The sequence below is a fragment of the Microbacterium yannicii PS01 genome, from assembly GCF_000304335.1.
Taxonomy (GTDB): domain Bacteria; phylum Actinomycetota; class Actinomycetes; order Actinomycetales; family Microbacteriaceae; genus Microbacterium; species Microbacterium yannicii_A.
The window spans coordinates 19,678-37,640 of the sequence record NZ_CAJF01000034.1 but is presented as its reverse complement, the minus strand read 5'-3'; the positions used below and the strand labels follow the sequence as shown (position 1 = coordinate 37,640).

Annotated in this window: 14 protein-coding genes; 5 read left to right on the top strand and 9 right to left on the bottom strand. The window is 70.9% G+C overall.

The genetic code is table 11. The annotated features are described in order from the left end of the window. From WYM_RS22020 to WYM_RS16200, 3 genes are all read left to right on the top strand, one after another. On the top strand, positions 1–195 hold a 195-nt coding region (locus WYM_RS22020; protein WP_040569441.1), incomplete at its 5' end, for a hypothetical protein. Between the two features lie 65 nt (positions 196–260). Continuing rightward, on the top strand, positions 261–653 hold the full coding sequence (locus tag WYM_RS16205) for a YrdB family protein (protein WP_019181892.1): 393 nt from the start codon (positions 261–263) through the stop codon (positions 651–653). After that, positions 650–2,041 carry an FAD-binding oxidoreductase gene (locus WYM_RS16200; protein WP_019181891.1) on the top strand — a complete coding sequence of 464 codons (1,392 nt, stop codon included), beginning with the start codon at positions 650–652 and terminating at the stop codon, positions 2,039–2,041. Before WYM_RS16205 ends, WYM_RS16200 begins: the two co-directional genes overlap by 4 nt. Before the next feature lie 7 nt (positions 2,042–2,048). Here the strand turns inward: WYM_RS16200 and WYM_RS16195 are convergent, their stop codons facing one another. The 6 genes from WYM_RS16195 to WYM_RS16170 form a co-directional block, all read right to left on the bottom strand. After that, positions 2,049–2,828 carry a glucosamine-6-phosphate deaminase gene (locus WYM_RS16195; RefSeq protein ID WP_019181890.1) on the bottom strand — a complete coding sequence of 260 codons (780 nt, stop codon included), beginning with the start codon at positions 2,826–2,828 and terminating at the stop codon, positions 2,049–2,051. Continuing rightward, entirely contained in the window at positions 2,821–3,771 is a 951-nt protein-coding gene (locus WYM_RS16190; protein ID WP_019181889.1) for an ROK family protein, read from the bottom strand. Before WYM_RS16190 ends, WYM_RS16195 begins: the two co-directional genes overlap by 8 nt. 43 nt (positions 3,772–3,814) lie before the next feature. Then, positions 3,815–4,726, bottom strand: coding sequence for a carbohydrate ABC transporter permease (locus WYM_RS16185; protein ID WP_019181888.1), 912 nt, complete (start codon positions 4,724–4,726; stop codon positions 3,815–3,817). Beyond that, positions 4,723–5,718 carry a carbohydrate ABC transporter permease gene (locus tag WYM_RS16180; protein WP_019181887.1) on the bottom strand — a complete coding sequence of 332 codons (996 nt, stop codon included), beginning with the start codon at positions 5,716–5,718 and terminating at the stop codon, positions 4,723–4,725. Before WYM_RS16180 ends, WYM_RS16185 begins: the two co-directional genes overlap by 4 nt. A 158-nt stretch (positions 5,719–5,876) precedes the next feature. Further along, positions 5,877–7,115: an extracellular solute-binding protein gene (locus WYM_RS16175; protein ID WP_026059874.1), complete on the bottom strand. Its 1,239-nt coding sequence runs from the start codon at positions 7,113–7,115 to the stop codon at positions 5,877–5,879. A 99-nt stretch (positions 7,116–7,214) separates the two neighbouring features. After that, positions 7,215–8,408 carry an ROK family transcriptional regulator gene (locus WYM_RS16170; protein WP_019181885.1) on the bottom strand — a complete coding sequence of 398 codons (1,194 nt, stop codon included), beginning with the start codon at positions 8,406–8,408 and terminating at the stop codon, positions 7,215–7,217. Between the two features lie 127 nt (positions 8,409–8,535). On the opposite strand from WYM_RS16170, the gene WYM_RS16165 reads away from it, so the two are divergent. Next, a complete protein-coding gene (locus WYM_RS16165; RefSeq protein WP_019181884.1) occupies positions 8,536–9,033 on the top strand; it encodes a hypothetical protein in 498 nt (165 codons plus the stop codon). Positions 9,034–9,196: 163 nt separating this feature from the next. Beyond that, on the top strand, positions 9,197–10,693 hold the full coding sequence (locus tag WYM_RS16160) for a L,D-transpeptidase family protein (RefSeq protein ID WP_019181883.1): 1,497 nt from the start codon (positions 9,197–9,199) through the stop codon (positions 10,691–10,693). Positions 10,694–10,746: 53 nt separating this feature from the next. Here WYM_RS16160 and WYM_RS20550 read toward each other — a convergent pair whose 3' ends face one another. The 3 genes from WYM_RS20550 to WYM_RS16140 form a co-directional block, all read right to left on the bottom strand. Next, positions 10,747–11,802, bottom strand: coding sequence for a hypothetical protein (locus WYM_RS20550; protein ID WP_157525278.1), 1,056 nt, complete (start codon positions 11,800–11,802; stop codon positions 10,747–10,749). Between the two features lie 797 nt (positions 11,803–12,599). Further along, the gene (locus WYM_RS20545; RefSeq protein WP_019181882.1) at positions 12,600–15,542 is read right to left on the bottom strand and encodes an MMPL family transporter; all 2,943 of its coding nucleotides are present in this window, start codon (positions 15,540–15,542) and stop codon (positions 12,600–12,602) included. A 194-nt stretch (positions 15,543–15,736) separates the two neighbouring features. After that, entirely contained in the window at positions 15,737–17,956 is a 2,220-nt protein-coding gene (locus WYM_RS16140) for an NADP-dependent isocitrate dehydrogenase (protein ID WP_019181881.1), read from the bottom strand. Positions 17,957–17,963 lie beyond the last annotated feature (7 nt).

Here is a 17,963-nt window from a genome sequence, read left to right as displayed (position 1 = left end):
CGGCAACAGCAACGGAAGCGGCGCCAACCCGGCGTGGGCAACGGCGACGGAGGCGGCGCAGGGAACGGAAACGGCAACAGCAACGGCAACGGCGCCAACCCCGGCAACGCGAACGGCGATGGGGCCGCTCCGGGCGAGGGGCCGGGCAACGGCAACGGCAACGGCAACGGACCCGGCACCGGAAACGGCAACTGATCGGACGAGGTCAGAGTGACCGCAGTCCCGGCGAGCGCTCCTCGACGCGCCGTAGACTGGAATCCATGTCCGACACGCCGAACGTCACGCCCGCGACGCCCGCCGAACCGGCACCGGGAACGCGCGCGCCGCTGTCGGCGATCGACATCCTCGCCTTCCTCTGCGAGATCATCGCGTTCGCGACGCTGGCGCTGTGGGGCTTCACGATGTGGCCGTTCCCCTGGAACATCGTGGTGGGCATCGCCGCACCTCTCGCCGCAATCCTCGCCTGGGCGCTGTTCGTGTCTCCGCGTGCCGTGTTCGCGGTGCATCCCTTCGTCCGCGCCGTCGTCGAGCTTCTGGTCTACGCATCGGCGACGGCGGCCTGGTGGACGATGGGCAACGCGTGGATCGGGCTGGGCTTCGGACTGGTCGCCGTCACCGTCGGCGTGATCGCGGGGCGTCGGCGCCTGGCATGACGCCCGAACGCGATCCTGTCGCCGCGCTGCAGGCCGCGCTCGGCGATCGCGTCGACACGACCCCCGCCTCGCTCGCCGGCGCCCGTGCCGACAAGTCGGGGCACGCGGCATCCGGACTGCCTCTCGCCGTGGTCCACGCGCGCTCGGTCGACGATGTGCAGCAGACGCTGCGGATCGCGTCGGCCACCGCCACCCCGGTCGTCACTCGCGGAGCCGGGACCGGCCTCGCGGGAGCGGCGAATGCCGGAACCGGCGAGATCGCCCTCTCGGTGCGCGAGATGGACCGCATCCTCGAGGTGCGACCCGACGACCTGCTCGCCGTGGTCGAGCCCGGAATCCTCAACGCCGATCTGAACGCCGCGCTCGCGGAGCACGGGCTCTGGTGGGCGCCGGATCCGGCGAGCCGAGCGATCTCGACCGTCGGCGGCAACATCGCCACGGGCGCCGGCGGACTGCTCTGCGCCAAGTACGGAGTCGTGAGGGACGCCGTGCTGGGGATCGACCTGGTGCTCGCGGACGGCCGGCTGCTGCGGCTGGGCCACCGCACCGTCAAGGGCGTGACCGGCCTGGACCTCACCTCGCTGGTCATCGGCTCCGAGGGGACCCTCGGGGTGATCGTCGGCGCCACACTCAAGCTGCGCCGACTCGTACCGGGCGAGGTGTGCACGATCGCGGCGACCTTCCCCGACGTTCGGACGGCGGCCGAGGCATCCGCCGCCGTCACCGCCTCGGGAGCGCAGCCGGCCATCATGGAGCTGATGGATGCCGCGTCGCTCGCGGCCGTGCATGCGCTCCTGTCGCTCGCACCGCCGACGCCGGGAGCTGCGCAGCTCACGATCCAGACGGACGGGCCCGCCGCTCCCGCTGAGGCCGACGCCATCGCTGACGTGCTCGCCGCGGCGGGCGGGACCGTCGCCCTCTCGCACGACCGCGCGGAGGGCGAGCGGCTGCTGGCGATCCGGCGGTCGATGCATCCCGCGATGGAGACGCTCGGCACGGCGCTGATCGAGGACGTCTCGGTGCCGCGCAGCGCGCTGCCGGCCATGTTCGACGAGATCGCCCGGGTGGAGCGCGAGCACGGCGTGGTCATCCCGACCGTGGCGCACGCGGGGGACGGCAATCTGCACCCGAACTTCATCTTCACCGCCCCGGCCGACGAGTTCGGAGTCGTCGAGGCTCCCGAGTACGTGTGGGCGGCGGCCGACGATCTGTTCCGCGCGGCACTGCGCCTGGGCGGGACTCTCACCGGCGAGCACGGCGTCGGCGTGCTGAAGCGCCGGTGGCTCGCCGACGAGCTCGGCGAGGATCAGTGGGAGCTGCAGCGACAGATCACTCGCGTGTTCGATCCCCAGGGCATCCTGAACCCCGGCAAGGTCTTCACGACCTGACTCCGCGTCAGATCCCCTGCCAGTCGGGCTTGTTGGCGTAGGTGTAGCGGTAGTAGTCGGCACGGGCGAGGTGAGAGGCGGCGGACTCGTCGACGATCACGGTCGCGTGCGGGTGGAGCTGGATCGCCGAGCCCGGCAGCGAGGCCGTCAGCGGCCCTTCCACCGCCGCCGCCACAGCAGCGGCCTTGCCCTCGCCGAAGGCCAGCAGCACCAGATGCCGTGCGCGCAGGATCGTGCCCAGACCCTGGGTGATGCAGTGCATCGGGACATCGTCGATCGAGTCGAAGAACCGCGCGTTGTCGCGGCGGGTCTGCTCGGTGAGCGTCTTCACGCGGGTCCGCGAGGCGAACGACGAACCGGGCTCGTTGAACCCGATGTGCCCATCGGTGCCGATGCCGAGGATCTGCAGGTCGATGCCGCCCGCCTCCGCGATGGCGGCCTCGTACTCCTCGCCGTGGCGCTCGATCCCGTCCGCCGAGCCGTCGGGGGTGCGGATGCGGGACGGGTCCAGGCCGAGCGGCTCCACCACTTCGCGCGCGATCACCGAGCGGTAGCTCTCGGGGTGGGCCGGGTCGATGCCGACGTACTCGTCGAGCGCGAAACCGCGCACGCGCGACACGTCGACCCCGTGCAGGCGCGGGCGGAGCGCCTCGTAGACCGGAAGCGGCGTCGAGCCGGTCGCGAGTCCCAGCACGGTGGCGGGATCTGCGCCGATGAGCCGGACGATCTCGTCGGCGACGAGCGCACCCGCCGCGGCCTCGTCGTGCACGATGACGATCTCAGCCATGTGCCAGTGCTTCCTCGGCGTCGTGGTCCCGGCTCGGTGCCGCGCCCACGAGCGCCGCCCCGAGGGCGGCGGCAGCAGAGCCCGGGGGCAGCAGCTCGACGCGTTCGGTCAGTCGCAGGGAGCGCATGAACGGGGATGCGTCGGCACTGGCCGAGAGCTCGGCGGCGACATCCGCCATCAGCCGTCCGCCCAGTGCCGTGACACCGCCGCCGAGCACCACCAGGTCGACGTCGGCGGTCAGCACGAGCACACGGACGCCGGCCGCGACGCCGCGAGCAAGTCCCGCTCGCAGCCGGCGGGCCTCGTCGTCGCCGGCATCGGCGGCGTCGAACACGTCGCGCACCGGGTGCGCCGCGCGTCGTGCCCACCGCTCGGCGATCAGGCCGCCGCCCGCGAAAGCCTCGATGCAGCCGCGCTGGCCGCAGCGGCACAGCGGCCCGGCGGGATCGATCGAGATGTGGCCGACCTCGCCGGCGGTGCCCCGCGCGCCGCGCCACACGACGCCGTTCGACACGATGCCGGCCGCGATGCCGGTGCCGAGGTTGAGGTATCCCATCGACGCCGGCGGGCGTCCCGTCTCGGCCCGCAGCGCGTACGCGCCCAGCGCCGCCGCCTTCACATCGTTCTCGACCCGGACCGGCACGCCGAGATGCGGCGCGACCGCGGCCACGAGATCGAGTTCCTCGACGCCGAGGTTCACGGCGTGCATGACGCGGTCCGACCCGGGTTCGATCTGGCCCGGTATGCCGATGCCCACCGAGCGCACGTCGGCCAGCGCGACGCCCGGCTCGGAGCCGAGGGCGCCGACCGCGTCCAGCACGGTCTGGGCCACGGCATCCGGCCCCCACCCGGTGGGGATGCGCACCCTTCCGACGATCCTGCCCGCCTCGTCCACGGCGACGGCGTCGGTCTTGGTGCCTCCGACGTCGAGTCCGACCTTCATCGGCCGTCCTCCCCGGGGGAGGCGGCGTGGTGCCCTGCGCGCATCAGCCCTTGACCGCCCCGGCGACGAGGCCGCTCGTCATGCGCGTCTGCACGATCAGGAAGAAGATCACGACGGGGATCGCCACGAGCGTCGAGCCGGCCATCAGCTCGGCCCAGTTGATGCCGCCGTTCGGGTCGAGGAACGTGCGCAGCCACACCGGAAGCGTCATCGCGTCGGGGCGGGGATTGAGCACGAGGGCGTAGAGGAACTCGTTCCACGCCTGGATGAAGCCGAAGATGCCCGTCGCGACCAGTCCCGGCGCCAGCAGCGGGAACGTGATGCGCCAGAAGGCCTGCGAGCGGCTCAGCCCGTCGATCATCGCGGCCTCCTCCAGCTCGACCGGCACCCCGTTGACGAATCCACGCAGCGTCCAGATCGTGAACGGGAGCACGGTGGCAATGTACACCGCCGACAGTCCCAGCACGGTGTTCAGCAGGTGCCAGCCGTCCATCAGGCGGAAGATCGAGATGATCATCGCCTCCGCCGGGATCATCTGGATGATGAGGATCGTCACGATGAACGCCGCCCGGCTGCGGAAGCGGAAGCGCGTCACGGCGAGCGCCGCGAAGAACGCGAACACGAGCGAGACCACGACGGTGATCACGGTCACCATGACCGAGTTCCCGAGCGCCGGCAGGAACGGAGCGCGCGCGGAGTGGAAGATGACGTTGACGTAGTTCTCGACGGTGAAGTTGTCGGGCCAGAAGTGCAGCTCGCTCCCCCGCACCTGGCCGTTGGGCTGGAACGAGGTGTTCACCATCCAGTAGACGGGGAAGACGGATGCTGCGAAGACGACGACCGCGGCGGCCCCGGCGAGGATCGAGCCGATGCGGCGCCTGGCTCCGCGGCCACGGCGGGCGGGGGCCGGCGGTCGGGCGCCGGGCGTGGTGAGGGCGGCTGTCGCGGTGCTCACAGGGTCTCCTCCTTGACGCTGCGTCGGACATAGAAGATCGAGAGCGCGACCAGCAGCAGAACGACGATGACCGAGATCGCGCCGCCGGTGCCGAAATCTCCCGACCCGAGCGAGACGCGATAGATGTAGACGCCGAGCGTGTTGGTCTGTTCGGCGAGACCGCCGATCGACTGCAGGGCGTAGATCTGCGTGAAGACCCGCAGGTCCCAGATGACCTGAAGGATCGTCACGATGATGAGGATCGGGCGGATGAAGGGGACGATCACGAGCGTGAACCGCTTGACCGCACCGGCACCGTCGAGTTGGGCCGCCTCGAGCACCTCCTCCGGCACCTGCGTCAGGCCCGCGTACACCGTGAACGCGACGAACGGCACGGCTCCCCACACGATGATGATCGTGGCGACGAAGAAGAAGCTGAGCGGGTCGATCAGCCAGGAGTGACCCTCGAACTGCGTCAGGCCGAACACGTTGACCAGCACGTCGTTGAGCACGCCGTACTGCGTGTCGAAGATCCATCCCCAGACGATCGTCGCCGACAGCGGCGGCATCGCCCACGCCAGGAGCAGACCGATCGAGACCAGCGTGCGCAGCACCGCACCCAGCCGGTTCATGAGCAGGGCGATCAGGATGCCGAACACCATGGTGGCGATGACGCACGCGGCGGCGAAGCCCAGCGAGCGCCACAGCACCTGCCAGAACTCGGGGTCGCTCAGCACGGCCACGTAGTTGCCGAGGCCCACGAACTCGGGCGGGGCGCCGAAGACCTGGGCTCGCCCGAACTCCTGGAACGACATGATGAACAGCTGCAGGAGCGGCCACCCGGTGATGACCACGAGCACGATCAGCGCGGGGGTCAACAGGCCGTAGGGCGTGAAGCCGCCCGCCTTCATGAGGCGGCGGCGGCCGGGTCGCGCCGACCCGGGTGGCGCGACCAGACGCTCGCCATCGACGGCGCTCACCGCCGGAGGCAGCTCGCGGGACGTGGTGGACATGGTGACTCCTGTGCTTCTGCGTGGGCGGGCCGGGCCGGCGAGGTCGGCGGGTCTCGCCGGTCATCGTCATCGAGCCGGAGGACGGCGGTGCGCTCGGTGCGCTCACCGCCGCCTCGGAGCCTCCGCTCCGGCATCAGCCGGAGCGGAGGCATTCGACGTCAGCCGTTGAGGATGTCCTCGATCTGAGTGTCGACCTCGGCGGCCAGGGCCGCCACGTCGCCGCCCTGCGCGATCTTCACGAAGAAGTCCTCGAGGATGCGCGATGCCTCGACCTCTGCCCAGTTCGGCGAGGCCGGCGTGAGCTTCGCGTTGACGGCGGCCTCGGCGTAGGCCTGCGCCTCCGGGGTGTCGCCCAGCGTCGAGGCGAGGGACTTCTTCGCCGGGATGAGACCGTTCTCGCCGTAGATCGTCTGGAACTCGTCGGAGAGAATGATCTCCACGGCGCTCTGAGCGAGCTCCGGGTGAGCGGACTTCGCGGAGATTCCGATGTTCGAGCCTCCGGCGAAGACCTCGGCAGCGCCGCCGTCCATACCCGGGAGGGCGTAGACAGAGGGAGCGGCCGGGGGGTTGTCCGTCTCGCACTCGCTGGCCAGGCCATACGCCCAGCTGGGAGCCGAGAACTGGATCGAGGCACCCTCGCAGTACGGCGTCCACGGTTCGGCGTTGTCGCCGTCCTTCGGCGCCACCGACGCGGTGCTCATGAGGTCCTGCACCTGGAGCAGGCCGGCGACCGACTCGTCGGAGCTCAGCTGCGCGTCCCACTCATCGCCGTCCTGGACGGCGATCTCGCCGCCGTTCTCCCAGATGAAGGGCAGCGCGTTGTACCAGTCCTGGCCGGCGAAGTAGATGCCCGACTTGCCGGGATTCGCCGCGGCGAGCTCCTTCGCCTTGGCGATGTAGTCGTCGAGAGAAGCGGGCGCCTCGGTGACCATCGCGGGATCGGCGAAGACGACGCGCGCACCCGCATACAGCGGCGGCGCATAGAACGCGCCGTCGTAGGAGCCGGCCTCGACGAAGCCGGGAAGCAGATCGTCGCCGCCCAGGTCCTCGTACATGTCCGAGAGGTCCATCAGCGCGCCCACCGAGGAGAAGGCGGACGCCTGAGTGTTGCCGAACTCCACGATGTCGGGACTGTCAGAGCTGGACAGGCTCGTGGTCAGGCGGTCGACGAGTCCGTCCCAGCTCTGCTCCTCGATCGTCAGGGTGGCACCGGGATTCTCCTCCTCGAACGTCTCGACGAGGTAGTCGCGGGCTTCCTGCGGTGTGTCGGTGCCGTTGAGCCACACACGGATCTCCGTGCCTTCGGAGTCGGATGAGGATCCTCCGCCACCGGCGCATCCGGCGAGGACCAGCGCGGAGGCGCCGAGAAGCGCCATAGCTCCAAGCGTCGTCTTCATGGTGTCTTCCTTCGTGTTCTGTTTGGTGTTCGGGTGAGCCGGGTGACCCATCCAGGGGATGTGGGGCGAGGGAGCCCCGGGAGGGGGTGTCGTCAGGTGCTACGACACTCCGAGTTGTCCGGACAGGACCATGACGGCCGCGCCCCGGAGGACGATGTCCTGGCCCTGATCGGTCATCCGCACGCGCACTCCGTCGTGCGACGGGGCCAGCGTGCGCGCGCGCAGCGTGGCGACGGTCTGGTCCGCGAGGGCGCCGCCGAGCAGGTCGGGCGGACCCGAGAGCACGATCTCCGACACGTCGAGCGCGCCGACGACCGGGGCCAGTGCGATGCCGAGCCGTTCGCCGGCGTCGCGCAAGACGCTCTCACGGGCCGCGGCGCCGGATGCCTCCGCCAGCCGCGCCGTCAGGGACGGCACCGACAACCAGGCCTCGAGGCAGCCGACCTTGCCGCACGCGCACCGCGGGCCGCCGTCGGTTCCGACGGTGACATGGCCGATCTCACCCGCCGCGAAACGGCTGCCGCGCATCGGCTGCCCCGACGCCAGCAGGCCGGAGCCCACACCGCGCCCGACTTTGACCAGGAGGACGTCGTCGGCGGCGCTTCCGAACGTGTACTCGGCGAGGACGGCGGCATTGGCGTCGTTGGCCACGAGGACCGGCAGCTCGAGCGCGCCGCGCAGCGCGCCCTCGAGGTCGAAACCAGCCCAGCCGAAGTTCGGCGCCGTCACGACGACGCCCCGATCGTCGACGACGCCCGGCGAGCCGACGCCGATGCCGAGGACCGGAGCATGGGATTCGCCGACGAGCGTCCGTGCGAGGTCGACGACGGTCGACACGACGTCGTCGGCCTCCGGCAGGGCGACCTCGCGCCGCACGACGATGTCGCCGTCAAGCGTCAGCACGGCGCCGATGAACGAGTCGCTTCCCGACAGGTCGAGTCCGACGATGCGGTGCCCCGCGCGGTCCAGGTCCACGAGGATCGCCGGCTTGCCCGGGCCCGACGCCTCGCGGACGCCCATCTCGGCGACGAAGCCGTCGGCGATGAGCTCTGCGATCAGGTCCGAGATCGTCACGCGGGTGAGCCCGGTCTCCCGCGAGAGGTCCGCCCGGCTCATGGCGCCCTGATGGAAGAGCGTCTGCAGAAGAAGCGATCGATTGTGACCCCGGGCGTGCTCGGGCAGAACCTTTCCGCCCTGCCGCAGCGAGCGGCCCGGCGCGAAGCCGCGACCGGGTGAACCGGCGGCGATCTCCGGCGCGGTGAGGGAGCGGCGACGCGCGTCCGAGGTTGGCATGTTTGTTAGTAGACCTTACGAACAAACATTGCGCAAGCACTTCGCCGCCCACGCGGCCCGGATTTACACAACCGTTACGCAAGAGGGTGCGGGTCGACTCGAGGAGCCCTTCGCCTACAGTGGAGCGATGAGCTCCTCGACTCTGCACCGACGCATCGCCGCTCTCACCATCGCCGGCGCCGCACTGTTCGGACTCACCGCCTGCATCGGCACGCCGCTCGTCGACGGCAGCGAGTCCACCGCTCCCCCGGTGTCCGAGAGCACCGAGGCGCCCACCGACGACGCCGCCGGAGACGCGGGGCAGTCCACCGAAGACGCCTGCCGTCTGGTGGCGGACACGATCTCTCAGGCGACCGACGAGTTCGGGAACCTCGCCAGCGATGACCCTGCAGCGGTGGTGGGCGCGATGGAGGCGGCCGCGCAGCAGATCGCCGAGACGTCCTCCCAGATCACCAACGACGAGGTCGCCGCCATCCTGCCGCCGCTCCAGGACATGTTCCAGCAGGTCGCCGATGTGATGGGTGCCGTCGCCGAGGGCGACATGTCCCGCGTCGCCGAGATCGAGGAGCTGGGCACCACGTTCCAGGAGACGAGCCAGCAGTTCCAAGAGCTCTGCGCGCCCTGATCCGGGGTCCTCGCGGCTCCCGAAAGGGGTCTTCCCCTCGCGGATGCGATGCGGGCTTCTTCCGCGTGTGATCTGCGGGAATGCGTAATCGTGCTGTAATCAAACCCGCCTCGCGCGTCCCGTAGCATGGGGGAAGCGTTTCTCGCACTCGGGGGGTGAAGACGTGACGGATCTGGCGACCAAGCCGGGCGCCGACGAGGCGTCCAATGGCGGCGCCGTCGAACCGGTCGGCCATACGACCGCGCCGACGGACGACGCGCCCATCGGCGACGGCCCGGACACGCCAGAGCTGGCGTGGGCTCCGGTGGAGCCGGAACCCAAGAAGCGCCGTGTCTGGCTCTGGGTCGGCATCGGCGCCGGGGCGGCAGCGGCCGCGATCGTGGCGACGTCTCTCATCCTGATCGCCCCCGGCACCACCGTCGCCGGCGTCTCCGTCGGCTGGATGACGCCCGGCGCTGCGGCCGACGCCATCCAGCAGCGACTCGCCGAGACCACGGTCGTCCTCACGGGCGACGGCGTCGAGGCCGAGGTCACCGGAGCCGATCTCGGCGCCTCGGTCGACGCTCAGCAGCTGGCCGAGACGGCCTTCGCCGAGCACCCGATGTGGAACCCCGGAGCGTGGTTCGCCCCGCCCGTGGACGCGCCCGTCACCCTCGATCCCGAGGCCGCTACCCCAGCGCTCCGCGGCGCAGCCCCCGATCTCTACACCGATCCGGTCGACGCCGTGCTGACGTTCGACCCAGCGACGGCGAGCTACGCCGTGACTCCGGCCGTGCCGGGCGTGGGCATCGACATCGCCGCCGTCCAGGCGGCGCTGCAAAGCGGCTTCGAAGCCGGCAGCACGAGCGTCGAGTTCGGTGCCGTGCCCACTGAGGTCGCAGCCGACATCCCGACGCCCGCCGCCGAAGCGACGGCCGGCCAGCTGAACGGCATGCTCGACTCGGTCGGCTTCTACGTCGGCGAAGAGCGCACGGTGCCGGTGGATCGGGCAGTCGCCGCATCCTGGCTCACGGTGACGGCCGAACCCGCCGACGGCGCATTCCGCATCACGGCCGACCCGGCCGCGATCCAGCCCCTCGTCGATGGGCTCGCCGCGGCCGTCAATCGTGCACCCGAGAACGCGCTGGTCATCACGAACAGGGCCGGCAAGGTGCTGCGCGAAGAGGCCGCCGGCCAGAGCGGGCGCGAACTGGGCGATGCCCAGAGCATCGCATCCGACTTCGCCACGCAGCTCGCGACCGGCGACGCGTCGTTCGAACTGCCGGTCACCGAAGTACCGGTCACGACGGTATCGCTCGCCCGCAGCATCGATGTCGACCTGGGCGATCAGCGCGCATACCTGTACGAGAACGGAAACGTCGTCGACTCGTACGTCATCTCGTCGGGGCTCTCCGACACCCCGACCCCGACCGGCAACTTCACCGTGAACGGCTACTCGCGCGTGCAGAGCATGGGCTGCTTCGAGGGAGCGCCGTACTGCGTCCGCGACGTCCCGTGGGTCACCTGGTTCGCCCCCGACATCGGCTTCCACGGAGCGAACAGCCTGCGCTCGTCGCTGGGATACCCCCAGAGCCACGGCTGCGTCAACATGTGGGACGACGCCGCGAAGTTCGTCTACGACTGGACCGCCATGGGCACCGAGGTCTCTGTGCACTGGTGAGGTGCCGCCGCGTGGCTCCCACTCAGGCGGACGGCGGTGTGGCGGACCGCTCGCTATGTGGGCAGGGATCGTAGGCGCCGCCGCGCCGCGACTCCCGCGAACGCAAGCGCGAACCCGGCGGCCGCCGTCAGCCCGAGCCCGATGAGGGCGGGCGCCACCCCCGCGACATCGCCTGTCAGGGTCCCCCGCAGCAGGGCCGTCGCCGCGGCGGTCGGCAGCGCTGCCGCGATGCCGGAGATCACCGGAGGGACGGTCGAGGCCAGTCCGGCTGCGAGCGCGATGACGCCGATGAGCACGGCCGCCAGGCGTCCGGCACCTCCGAACGCCGCCGCCAGGCCATGGTTGGCGAGACCGAACACCGCCCCTGTCACTGCGGCTGCCGACACGAACGCCACCCACTCGAGGGGCGTGACCTCGACGGCGAGCAGCACCGCGGCCGCCGTGACCAGCCCCTGACCCGCGCACACTGCGATCGTCGCGACGACGCCCCGCCCCGCGATCGTCAGGGATCCGGTGCCGCTCAGCAGCCGGCGGGTCGGCACGGCCTGGAGAGCGATCGCGGTCACGATCGCCCCCAGCCACAGCGCGATCATCGTGAAGAGCGGGATGGATTGGATGCCGGAGCGCGGCGTCTCGGCATCGACCACGACCGGTTCGGCCACCACGGTCGACAGGGTCGCGATGTCGTCGTCGGAGTACGTCGGCAGCTGAGCCGAGGCCTCGTCGAGCCGCGATGACAGGTCGGCCGCGCCCTGATCGAGCTGAGCCGCGCCCTGTGAGAGCTCTTCGGCGCCGACCGCCGCGCCGTTGCCACCGCTGCTGGATGCCGAGGCTCCCGCGGACACCTCTCCCGCTCCGGCGGCTGCCTGGCCGATCCCCGCGACGAGCGACGGCATGACGTCGGCGAGCGCGTCATCGCCCTCGGCGACGCGACGGGCTCCGGCGGCGAGCTCGCGCACGCGCGCGTCGACGGTCTCGAGTCGCTGCAGCGCCTGCGTCCCTCGGTCGCAGAGCGGCCCGGGAGTGAGGCACATCTCCGCGACGACGGCGGCGAAGGCGAGGGTGACGGCGTCCGCCTCGGCCGCCGCCCCATCGATGGCCCGCGCCACCTCGTCCGCCCCGGCGGCGACCTCCGCCGTCAATCCCGGCAGCGGCGTCCGCGCCGGCGCCGAGCCGTGCGAGCGCCGCAGCCAGACCGGCCGCGCCGGTGTCGAGCGACGCGAGGCCGGCGGCCAAGGTGGCGGTGCCGGTCGCGAGCTCGGCGGCGCCTTCCGCCGTCGAGCCGGCGGCTGCGGCGAGCTGCTCCGATCCGGAGGCCGCTTCGCCGATCTGGCTGGCGATCGTGTTGAACCCGCCATACACCTGCTGCAGGTATCGCCCGGTGAGCTCGCGGCCGAGCGCATCGGTCGCGGCACGGGTGACGGCTTCGGTGAGCGCCGGGTCGATCCACGCCGATGCCGGTGTCGTGTGCACCTCGACGACGGCCTGGCGGGCCTGGGCTCCCGGTCCCGACAGAGACGTGGCGTCCGCCGAGAACGTCGGCGGGATGCGGACCACCGCGACATAGCGGCCGGCCGCCAGACCTTCAGCTGCGTCGTCGTCGTTGGTCAGCACCCAGTTCAGCGTCTGCACCGGGGCCTCGTCACCCTCCGTCCCCGGCTGCGCGGGCTCCTGCGCAGCAAGAAGACCCGCGGCGAACTCGCGGCCGAGCGGTACCGTCTGATCGTCGACGGTGACGGGCTGGTCGTCGTTGACGATCGCCGCCGTCACCCGCTCCGGTGAGGCCGTGGGTTCAGCGAGCGCCCACGCGAGGACTCCCCCGATCACCAGGGGCACGAGGACCAACCCGATCACCGCGAGTCGCCCGAGCCGGGCCGAGCCGGACGTGGCGAGGAACGCGGCCACGTCAGATCGCCTCCTGCCCGTCCGGCTCCGCGCGGGCTCCGACTCCCGCCGGCACTGCCGGTGACTCTCGCCGGTCCTCCGACCCGAGGCGCGCGATCCGCATCGCCAGGTCGTCCGGCAGAGCGGCCACGACCAGCGATGCATCGCGAGCCCCCACGACGAACGCGACCGCGGGGTGGGCGGTACGCGACGCGGCGATCTCGTCGCGGATGCGGGCGAGCACATCCGGGCGCGCCAGGTCGTCGAGACCCTCGGCGAACACGACCGCCGGACGAGACTCCAGCGCCGCGGCGAGCCCGTCGCCGGTCCCGGGAACGCGCCAGTACGCGGTGCGAGATCGTACGCTAGCCGCACGTGCCGGCAGTGCGAGACCGGCGACCCTGGCCTTGCCTGCGGCGAGCGGAGTGCGCCCGCTGAGGGCGGCCAGCATGAGACCGCGCTCGTGCTCGTCGCCGTCCTCGATGATCAGCGCCTCCCCGGCTTCGAGCTCCGCGTCGATGACCGCTGCGCCGCCGGCCGCGCGCGCTCCCTCTGCAGCCAGGACGAGGTCGCGCTCGGGCCATCCTGCGAGGGCGAGCTCTTCGGTCAGTCCCTCTCCCTCCACGTCGAACGAGGGCAGCGCCCGGTCCATCCACCGGGGCATCGACCAGGCGCGGCGGCCGAACAGCACGAGCACGGCGGGGATGAGCATCATCCGCACCAGGAACGCGTCGATCACGACACCCACCGCCAGCCCGAAGGCGATGGGCTGGATGTTCGCATCGCCGCCGGGCACGAACGCGACGAACACCGCGAACATGATCGAGGCGGCCGCGGTGACCACGCGGGCCGATGCCTCGAACCCGTTGTGCACCGCACCCACCGGATCACCTCGGCGCACGTAGTCCTCTCGCATGCGGCTGACGAGGAACACCTCGTAGTCCATCGCCAGGCCGAACAGCACGCCCATGAGGATGATCGGCATGAAGCTGATGACCGAGCCGACGGACGCCACGCCGAGCTGGGGGGCGAGCATGCCGTCGACGAAGACCAGCGCAGTCAGTCCGAAGGCGGCGCCGACGGACAGCACGTATCCCAGCGCGGCGGTGACGGGCACGACGATCGAGCGGAAGACCATCGCCAGCAGCACGAGCGACAGCCCCATCACGAGCAGGCCGAACGGCAGCAGCGCCCCGGCGAGACGCTCCGAGATGTCGATGCCGGCGGCCGTGTAACCGGTCACCGACAGGTCGACGCCGTACTTCGCCTCGAATCGGTCGTGCATGCCGCGGAGCGCGGCGACCAGTTCCGCCGTTGCGACCGAACTCGGGCCGCCTTCGGGGATCACCTGCACGATGCCGGTGTCGCCGGTCTCGTTCGGTGTCGAGACCGGCACCGAGGCGACGCCGTCCACCGTCGCGATGTCGGCGCCGAGGTCGTCCATCAGACCGACCGGATCACTGCTCTCGATCACCGATCCGGTCACCAGCAGCGGGCCGTTGTAGCCGGGGCCGAAGTGCTCCGCTACGAGATCGTAGGTCACGCGCCCCGGCTGCCCCTCCTCGAGAGAGCCGGCGTCGGGCAGAGCGAGTCGCAGGTGGGCGGCCGGGATCGTCGCGCATACGAGCAGACCGGCCACGAGGAGGACGGTCACCAGCGGCCACCGGGTGGCTGTGTGGACCCAGCGTCCGAAGAAGCCGACACGCGCACTCCTTGCGGATCGCGGGGGCACTCCGGGTGTTCCCCGCTGGTGACCAGCGCCGTCGGCGTCGGCGTAAGTGTCAGCGCCGGCGCCGGCGCCGGCGTCGGCGTCCCCATCGTCCTCGCCGGCCATCGCCTCGCCACCGCCTCGGTCGGCTGCATCAACGGCCGCTGCCTCCGCGGGCGGGGTGGCCGCGGCATCCGTTCCGTCCGCGACACGCGCGGCGCCCGGCCGGAATCGTTTCCGCACCACACGCCATTGCGCGAAGCCGAGGAGGGCCGGCGTCAGCGTGAGCGACACGAGCACGGCGAGCAGGACGGCTCCCGCGGCGGCAACGCCCATCGTGGTGAGGAACGGGATGCCGGCGACCACCAGGCCGAGCAGCGCGAAGATGACTGTGAGCGCAGCGAAGACCACCGCCGACCCGGAGGTCGCGATCGACCGCGCGGCGGCCTCCTCGGGCTCGATGCCGGCGATCAGGTGGTCTCGGTGCCGCGCCAGCACGAAGAGCGCGTAGTCGATGCCCACCGCCAGTCCGAGCATGAGTGCGAGCAGCGGCGTGGTGGAGGTGATCGTCGTGAAGCGTGTCGCGATCAGGACGAGCGAGAGCGACGCGCCGACGCCCACGAGCGCGGTGATCAGCGGAAGCCCCGCCGCCACGAGCGAGGCGAAGGTGACGAGCAGCACCACGAACGCGATGGCGATGCCGAGCAGCTCCGTCAAGCTGATGCCGGTCGAACTCTGTGAGAACAGCTGCCCGCCCACCGAGACGACGGACCCCGCGGGCAGTTCCTTCTGGAGTGCGGCTCCGGCAGCCTGCAGCTCGTCCGATGTCGACGGATCCACGGCGGTGCCGCTCACGGTGAGCTGGATCGGGACGAGCACGGCGGCATCGTCGGCGCTGATGTTCGTCGAGTCGGCTCCGCCGTACGGCGAGGTCGCCGACGACACCTGAGCGAGCTGTGCGATCGCGTCGACGGATGCCTCGACGGCAGACTCGAACGCCGGATCGGTGGCCGATCCCCCCGGCGGGGCGACCGCGATCAGCTGCGCGGAACCACCGCTGACCTGCGGGAACGTCCGGGCGAGCGCATCGAGCGCCTCCTGGGACTCGGTGCCGGGAATCGTGTACGTATTGTCGGTGCCCTCGCCGAGGAGGCCGGCCCCGGCGAACAGCGCGACGAGCACGGCGACCCACAGCCCCAGCACGAGCCCACGCGCGCGGAACGCCCACCGTCCGAGGGCGTAGAGCGCAGAGGACATCGTCCCCCTTCCCCGCGGGCCGCCCTCCCCAGGGGCGGTGGCCCCAGGCTAGGACTGCGGGGGAACGATGGCAACAGGCTCACGAGCGTGCCGACTCCGTCGACGACAAGAGCGGCCCACACGCCCAGAGGCTCCGGCGACGCGCCGGCGGCACCTGGAGAGGGCGTGGGAGCCGCTCTTCTGTCTGCTCGGGCCTAGCGCAGGCCGTCGATGATGTCGTTGAACGTGGCCGAGGGACGCATGACCCCGGCGACGAGGCCGGCGTCGGGTCGGTAGTAGCCGCCGATCTCGACCGGCGAGCCCTGCACCGCGATCAGCTCGCCGACGATCTTCTCCTCGTGGGCCGCGAGCGTCTCGGCGACCGGCGCGAACGCCGACGCGAGCTCGGGGTCGGCCTGCTGGCTCGCCAGCTCCTGCACCCAGTAGAGGGCGAGGTAGAAGTGACTGCCACGGTTGTCGATCGTGCCGAGAGCGCGTCCGGGCGACTTGTCGTTCTCGAGGAACGTGCCGGTGGCGGCATCGAGCGTGTCGGCTAGCACCTGCGCCTTGACGTTGCCGGTGAAGTTCGCGAGGTGCTCGAGCGAGGCGGCGAGCGCGAAGAACTCGCCCAGCGAGTCCCAGCGCAGGTAGTTCTCGGCGACGAGCTGCTGCACGTGCTTGGGAGCCGAGCCACCGGCGCCGGTCTCGAAGAGCCCACCGCCAGAGAGCAGCGGCACGATCGAGAGCATCTTGGCGCTGGTTCCGACCTCGAGGATCGGGAACAGGTCGGTGTTGTAATCGCGCAGCACGTTGCCGGTGACCGAGATCGTGTCCTCGCCCTTCCGGAGCCGGTCGAGCGAGTACTGCGTCGCCGCCGCCGGCGCCAGGATCTCGATCGTGAGGCCCTCGGTGTCATGGTCGGCGAGGTACGTCTTCACCTTGCCGATCAGCTCGGCGTCGTGCGCGCGTGTCTCATCGAGCCAGAACACGGCGGGGGTGGCGCTCGCTCGGGCCCGCGTGACGGCGAGCTTGACCCAGTCGCGGATCGCGATGTCTTTGGTCTGGGTGGCACGCCAGATGTCACCCGCCTGCACGGCGTGCTCGAGGAGCACGTCGCCGGAACCACCGACGACCTGGACGACGCCGGGAGCCGCGATCTCGAAGGTCTTGTCGTGGCTGCCGTACTCCTCGGCCGCCTGGGCCATGAGACCGACGTTCGGCACCGAGCCGATCGTGGCCGGATCGAGCGGACCGTGGGCGTTCACGTCGTCGATCACCGTCTGGAACACGCTCGCGTACGACGAGTCGGGGATGACGGCGAGCGTGTCGTCCTCGCCGCCGTCGACGCCCCAGAGCTTGCCGCCGTTGCGGATGAGCGCCGGCATCGAGGCATCCACGATCACGTCGGAGGGGACGTGAAGGTTCGTGAGGCCCTTGTCGGAGTTGGTGTACGACAGGCGCGGACCGCGCTCGAGGTCGGCCGCGATGGCCGCCGCGATCTCCTCTCCGCCCTCGACCGACGGAAGCCCGGCGAGGATCGCGCCCAGGCCGTCGTTGGGGGTGAGGCCCGCCTCGGCGATCTTGTCGCCGTACTTCGCGAACACGTCGGCGAAGTAGGCCTTCACGACGTGGCCGAAGATGATCGGGTCGCTGACCTTCATCATGGTCGCCTTGAGGTGCACCGAGTACAGGACGTCGTCGGCCGCGGCATCCTTCAGCGTCTGCGCGAGGAAGGCGTCGAGCTCGGAGGCCGAAAGGAACGTCGCGTCGACGATCTCGCCGGGCAGCACCTTCAGGCCCGTCTTGAGCTCGGTGACCGTGCCGTCCTCGGCGACGTGCTGAATGGTGAGCACGTCGTCGGCGGGTGAGACGAAGGACTTCTCGTTCGAGCGGAAGTCGTCGTGGCCCATCGTGGCCACGCGGGTCTTCGAGCCGTCGGCGAACGGCTTGTTGCGGTGCGGGTGCTTCCGGGCGTAGTTCTTCACCGACAGCGGCGCGCGGCGGTCGCTGTTGCCCTCGCGCAGCACCGGGTTGACGGCAGAGCCCTTGATCCGGTCATACCGTGCACGGACGTCCTTCTCCTCGAGCGTCTCGGCCTCGTCCGGGTAGTCCGGGATGTCGTACCCCTGCGACTGCAGCTCGGCGATCGCGCCCTTCAGCTGCGGAATCGAAGCCGAGATGTTCGGCAGCTTGATGATGTTGGCCTCGGGGAGCGTGGCGAGGCCACCGAGTTCGGCGAGCGCGTCGCCCACCTGCTGCTCCGGCGAGAGGTTCTGCGGAAAGGCCGCGAGGATGCGGCCGCCGAGAGAGATGTCGCGCGTCTCGATCTCGACCCCGGCCTGGCCGGCGACGGCCTGCACGATCGGGAGGAAAGACGCGGTGGCGAGAGCGGGAGCCTCGTCGGTATACGTGTAGATGATGGTGGAGTCGGTCACCTGGAAT

What these genes read in the sequence shown, in the direction of transcription:
- WYM_RS16175 (WP_026059874.1), bottom strand. Translation starts at nt 7,115, where the DNA reads ATGAAGACGACGCTTGGAGCTATGGCGCTTCTCGGCGCCTCCGCGCTG.
- WYM_RS20545 (WP_019181882.1), bottom strand. Translation starts at nt 15,542, where the DNA reads ATGTCCTCTGCGCTCTACGCCCTCGGACGGTGGGCGTTCCGCGCGCGT.
- WYM_RS16170 (WP_019181885.1), bottom strand. Translation starts at nt 8,408, where the DNA reads ATGCCAACCTCGGACGCGCGTCGCCGCTCCCTCACCGCGCCGGAGATC.
- WYM_RS16200 (WP_019181891.1), top strand. Translation starts at nt 650, where the DNA reads ATGACGCCCGAACGCGATCCTGTCGCCGCGCTGCAGGCCGCGCTCGGC.
- WYM_RS16205 (WP_019181892.1), top strand. Translation starts at nt 261, where the DNA reads ATGTCCGACACGCCGAACGTCACGCCCGCGACGCCCGCCGAACCGGCA.
- WYM_RS16190 (WP_019181889.1), bottom strand. Translation starts at nt 3,771, where the DNA reads ATGAAGGTCGGACTCGACGTCGGAGGCACCAAGACCGACGCCGTCGCC.
- WYM_RS16195 (WP_019181890.1), bottom strand. Translation starts at nt 2,828, where the DNA reads ATGGCTGAGATCGTCATCGTGCACGACGAGGCCGCGGCGGGTGCGCTC.
- WYM_RS16165 (WP_019181884.1), top strand. Translation starts at nt 8,536, where the DNA reads ATGAGCTCCTCGACTCTGCACCGACGCATCGCCGCTCTCACCATCGCC.
- WYM_RS16180 (WP_019181887.1), bottom strand. Translation starts at nt 5,718, where the DNA reads ATGTCCACCACGTCCCGCGAGCTGCCTCCGGCGGTGAGCGCCGTCGAT.